Annotated in this window: 4 protein-coding genes; all 4 read right to left on the reverse strand. The window is 37.7% G+C overall.

The genetic code is table 11. From position 1 onward, the window contains the following. Positions 1-46: 46 nt before the first annotated feature. Positions 47-2,365 (reverse strand): PTS transporter subunit IIABC, encoded by a 2,319-nt coding sequence (locus tag Q5O30_RS09025; RefSeq protein ID WP_021953428.1) that lies wholly within the window; start codon positions 2,363-2,365, stop codon positions 47-49. A 72-nt stretch (positions 2,366-2,437) separates the two neighbouring features. Further along, on the reverse strand, positions 2,438-3,289 hold the full coding sequence (locus tag Q5O30_RS09030; protein WP_021953429.1) for a patatin family protein: 852 nt from the start codon (positions 3,287-3,289) through the stop codon (positions 2,438-2,440). A gap of 55 nt (positions 3,290-3,344) precedes the next feature. Then, positions 3,345-3,884, reverse strand: coding sequence for a rubrerythrin (gene rbr / locus Q5O30_RS09035; protein WP_021953430.1), 540 nt, complete (start codon positions 3,882-3,884; stop codon positions 3,345-3,347). Positions 3,885-4,033: 149 nt separating this feature from the next. Further along, positions 4,034-5,005, reverse strand: coding sequence for a serine O-acetyltransferase EpsC (gene epsC, locus Q5O30_RS09040; protein ID WP_021953431.1), 972 nt, complete (start codon positions 5,003-5,005; stop codon positions 4,034-4,036). Positions 5,006-5,366 lie beyond the last annotated feature (361 nt).

Genomic DNA, 5,366 nt, shown 5'->3' on the forward strand with positions numbered 1-5,366 from the left:
TGAAATTTCATTTTTGTAATTTCACCTGCCCTGCCTATCTCCACAGCTATTCCGAAATTTCAATTTCAAACAATTCTTCTCCTGCCTGTACTGCACCTTCTTTTAGAAGTTTTATAGTCATCCTGTTATTCATATCAGTGCACAAAACCGGTGATACAATGGATGGAGCATTTTTCTTCAAATATTCCAAATCAAGTTTCATAAGAGTGTCTCCATATTTTACTTTGTCTCCGGCTCTTACAAACACATCGAATCCTTTTCCTCCTAACTTTACTGTATCAATTCCCACATGAATAATATAATTTAATCCATTTGAATCCTTTATTCCTATGGCATGCTTAGAATCAAAGACAAATGTCACTTCTCCATCTACCGGTGCCTTGACTATCGGTGCCCTTGGTGTCACCGCAGCACCATCCCCCATCATTTTTGAAGCAAAAGCTTCATCAGGCACATTTTCAATTTTATCCGCAAATCCGGTAATTGGACTTAAAACAAGAATCTTTTTCCCTCCGGATGTAATACTTGTTTCTTTCCTCGTAATACCATTCCCATTATTCTCATTACTTTCCATAGTACCATTCTTATTCCTCTCTATGGTATCATTCTCATTATTTTCTCTGATACTATCCTTATGGTTCTCCCTTAAAGCCTCCGTTTCTTTTCCTATGGTATCTGCTAAGTCACTTTCTAAAAATTCCTCAAAATCAGATTTTATTACCGTGACTTTTGGCCCGTATATTATTTGCACCCCATTGCCCTTGTGAACAACCCCTGATGCACCTGTCATTCTCAGAACTGAATCATTTACCAAATCGGCATTAAAAACCGTACACCTTAACCTTGTAGCACAGCAATCCACATCTGAAATATTGTCTTTTCCACCTAAGCCTTTGCAAATGGCAATAGACAATTCATTAGCGATTGCTTCTTTAGAGTCATCTCCCTCGTCACTTCCTGCTGTGCCTCCTGATTTACTTCCTACTACACCATCGGATTCACTTACTGCTGTATCTCCCAAATCAGTTCCTGAGCTGCCTTTCTTTTTTGCATCCACATCACTTCGTTTATATAATTTAACTTCGTCATCATCAAATCTTCCGGGAGTTCTTAAATTAAGTTTTTTAATAAGGAAACTAAATAAGAAATAATAAATTATGAAATAAAACACTCCTACAATAACAACCCATATCCAGTTTGTTTTGGCATTTCCCTGTAAAATACCAAAAAGGAAAAGGTCAATAAGTCCCCCTGAAAAAGTCATTCCTACTCCAACGTTAAAGAAATGCATTAATGCGTAAGCTAAGCCGGCAAAAACGCAATGTACTCCATACAAAAGAGGCGCTACAAATAAAAATGTGAACTCTAAAGGCTCAGTGATACCTGTAACCATTGACGTCAGTGCTGCTGAAAGTAAAAGTCCATATACAAGTTTTCTTTTTCTAGGCTGTGCCGTGCGATACATGGCAAGAGCTGCCCCGGGAAGTCCGAAAATCATAAGTGGAAATTTTCCTGACATAAATCTTGTAGCCGAAACTGCAAAATGAGTTACTCCTGAATCTGCCAACTGTGCAAAGAAAATGTTTTGGGCACCTTCAACAATACGCCCTCCAACTTCCATTGTTCCCCCAACAGCAGTCTGCCAGAAAGGAATATAAAATACATGATGAAGTCCAAAGGGAATTAACAATCTTTCCATAAATCCGTAAACCCATGTTCCGATGTATCCTGAATTAAGTACAACATTTCCTACTGAGTTTATTCCTATTTGGACCGGTGGCCAGATAAAATACATCAATATTCCCACCAAAGTGTAAACAAGTGCACTTATAATAGGTACAAATCTCGTTCCTCCGAAAAACGATAAAACCTGAGGAAGTTCAATTCGATAAAACCTGTTGTGAAGTGCCGCCACTCCCAGACCAACAACAATTCCACCGAAAACACCCATTTGCAGTGATGTAATTCCGCATACATCAGCCACTGCCCCCTGAAGCATATTTTCAATTCCACCATTTATAGATATAAGAGCACTAATTGATGCATGCATAATAAAAAACGCAATTACCGCAGACAGCGCCGCAACTTCTTTCTCCTTTTTTGCCATGCCTATGGCTACTCCAATGGCAAACAAAATAGGCAGGTTAGAGAACACAATATTTCCGGCATCGTTCATAACCTGAAAGATTCCGTGAAAAACTGTCCCCTGCCCCATGATTCCTTCTAATCCATATGTTTTAAGAGTGGTTTCATTAGTAAATGAGCCACCTATTCCAAGAAGCAAACCTGCTACCGGCAATATGGCTATAGGAAGCATAAAAGACCTGCCTACACGTTGTAATACACCAAAAATTCTGTCTTTCATATGACTCTCCTTTTTTTATTATTCAACATTATTTTGAACCAAAAAAGGAAAATCATACCCGATTTTTGCCAATTACATTTCTAAAAACTTTTTAATATTTTCAATATGCTGTAATCCTTCTTTTCTACCGGTCTCGTACAAAGCCTTTAACTTTTCCGGATCAGTCTCTGTCCTTTTAATTTTAATAGGATTATTTGGACGGATTACATATACCTGCTTTTTCTTCTCCATTTCCCTGATATCGTCAAGAGTTTTGTTGTACATTTCATGTCTTATTTCCATATCATGCACTAAATTAGGATATTTCTTTCCCATTTTTAACTTAATTAAAGGAAGAGCACTGCTTTTTTTCTTCCGATAACCATCATGCTGGGTAAGAATAATAACATTTCTGTCATATCCCATTTTCTGAAACTCATGAATAGGAATAGGATCAGCAATTCCGCCGTCTAACATCTTTTGTCCGTCTATTTCAACTATATTAGATACCAGAGGCATAGATGCAGATGCACGATACCATTCAACATCCACCCTGTCTCCATTAGGGCATTTGTGATAAACCGGCTTTCCTGTTTCAATATCTGTTGCCACGGCGTAAAACTCCATTGGATTTTCCTGATATGTTTTTATGTCAAAAACATCTAATTTTTCCGGCAACTGCCTGTAACAGAAATCTGCTCCATACAAATCACCGGTTTTTATCAGAGATCTTATTCCCACATATCGGGGATCTTTGGAATATTTTAAATTGTACCTGATGGTACGACCAATCTGCTTTGATTTGAAATTACAGCCAAAAGTAGCACCTGCTGAAACTCCTATGGTTCCGTCCACAGTAATATTATTTTCCATCATTACATCCAGAACACCTGCAGTATACATACCACGCATGGCTCCGCCTTCTAATACAAGTCCCGTTTTCATAACCGTCTCCTTCTTGTCAAATTGGTTCTTTGCCTACTAAGTAGTCATTTACATATTAATAGTTTTCAGGTTTTACCTGGAAATAAGACTGTGGATGTGCACAGACAGGGCAAACTTCCGGTGCTTTTTTACCGATAACAATATGTCCACAGTTTAAGCACTGCCATACGCAATCTCCATCCTTTGAAAATACCAAATCACCTTCAATATTTTCCAGTAATTTCTTGTATCTTTCTTCATGTTCTTTTTCAATTTTTGCAACACCGTCAAACAAATCTGCGATTTCGTTAAAGCCTTCTTCTCTTGCTTCCTTGGCAAACTCTGCATACATATCTGTCCACTCGTAATTTTCACCTGCAGCCGCATCCTTTAAATTCTCTACAGTTGATGGAATTGCTCCGCCATGTAATAATTTAAACCAGATTTTTGCATGTTCCTTTTCATTAGCTGCTGTTTCTTCAAAAATATTTGCAATCTGAACATATCCATCCTTTTTTGCCTTTGATGCGTAATATGTGTACTTATTTCTTGCCTGTGACTCTCCTGCAAATGCAGCCATTAAATTTGCCTCTGTTCTTGATCCTTTTAACTCCATAGTATTTCCTCCTAATATTTTAGATGTGCCCAACGACACACCTTATTTTTATGAGAATGCCCCAAACTCCTGTATTTCTAATTAATTTCAGGCATTCCACATTATGTGGTTATCCCACATTTTATTTTTATGCATATTCTGCATGTTTTCTAAATAATATAAAACCAGCTTTCATCCTGCTCTAAATCAGTTATTTCAATGCCTGAAGCCTCTTTTTTGTTTTTTCCGGTTTTGTAATTTAACTCCTGATTTTTGATGCTTACCCTGGTTTCCGGTGCAATGGAACTGGTGATAAATGCGTTACTTCCTATTACTGAATTTCTTCCTATTACGGTTTCACCTCCAAGTACCGAAGCCCCTGAATAAATAGTAACGTTATCCTCAATAGTCGGATGCCTCTTTACACCCTTTAATTTCTGACCGCCTCTTGTAGACAGGGCACCAATGGTTACTCCCTGATACACCTTTACATTATCACCAATGATAGTTGTTTCTCCCACAACTATTCCTGTTCCATGATCCATAAAGAAATATTTTCCAATAGTTGCTCCCGGATGAATGTCTATTCCGGTCTGACTGTGAGCATGTTCAGTCATAATTCTTGGAATAAGTGGTACCGACAGTTTAAAAAGTTCATGGGCAATACGGTTTATGGTAATAGTGTATAATCCCGGATAAGACAAAATTATCTCATTTCTGTTAAATGCCGCCGGGTCACCATCAAAAGCCGCCTGAACATCTGTCTCTGTATACTCTCTTATCAAAGGAATCTTTTTGAAAAACTCTAATGTAATCTTTTCAGCTTTTTCAGCCATTTCGTCTTCGTTTGCATTCTGATTTTCCGGCAACTGCCTAAGAGCTATGGCAATTTGTTTATTCAAATTAAACATAACATCTTCTAACAAAACCGTAAGTCTGCTGTTTAAATTATAAAATCTATAGGTTTTTTCCCTGAAGAATCCCGGAAAGACAATTTTCAACATCTTATCTAATATATCAACTATAACCTCCGTATCCGGTTGGTCAAAAAGTTCAATCTGATTGATTGTTCTGTCATCCTTATAGTCTTCCAACAATTCTCCAACAATATTCCTAATTTCTTCTTCACGTCCGTCTCTCATATATTTAACTCCTCGACTTAAGTTACTTTTATATAATACTAGCACAATTTTTGAAATATGTGTAACTCTTTTTTAGGTTATGTGTCAGGCTCGATGTTAGTTTCAATGGCAAGTTAGGATTCGTGCCGGGAATTAATCATGAAATTGTTGTTTTCCCGGTTTGTTTCTTTGGTTTCAGCCGGGGAAGAAACAATTCGTGCCAGGAATTCGTTATGAAATCCTTCTTTTCCCGGTTTGTTTCTTTGGTTTCAGCCGGGTAAGAGGTGATTCATGCCGGGAATTCATTATGAAATCTTTCTTTTACCGGTTTGTTTCTTTGGTTTTAGCCGGGGAAGGGGCGATTCATGCCAGGAATTCATTA

The organism is Eubacterium sp. CAG:161, assembly GCF_000432355.1.
Taxonomy (GTDB): Bacteria; Bacillota; Clostridia; order Lachnospirales; family Lachnospiraceae; genus Eubacterium_G; species Eubacterium_G segne.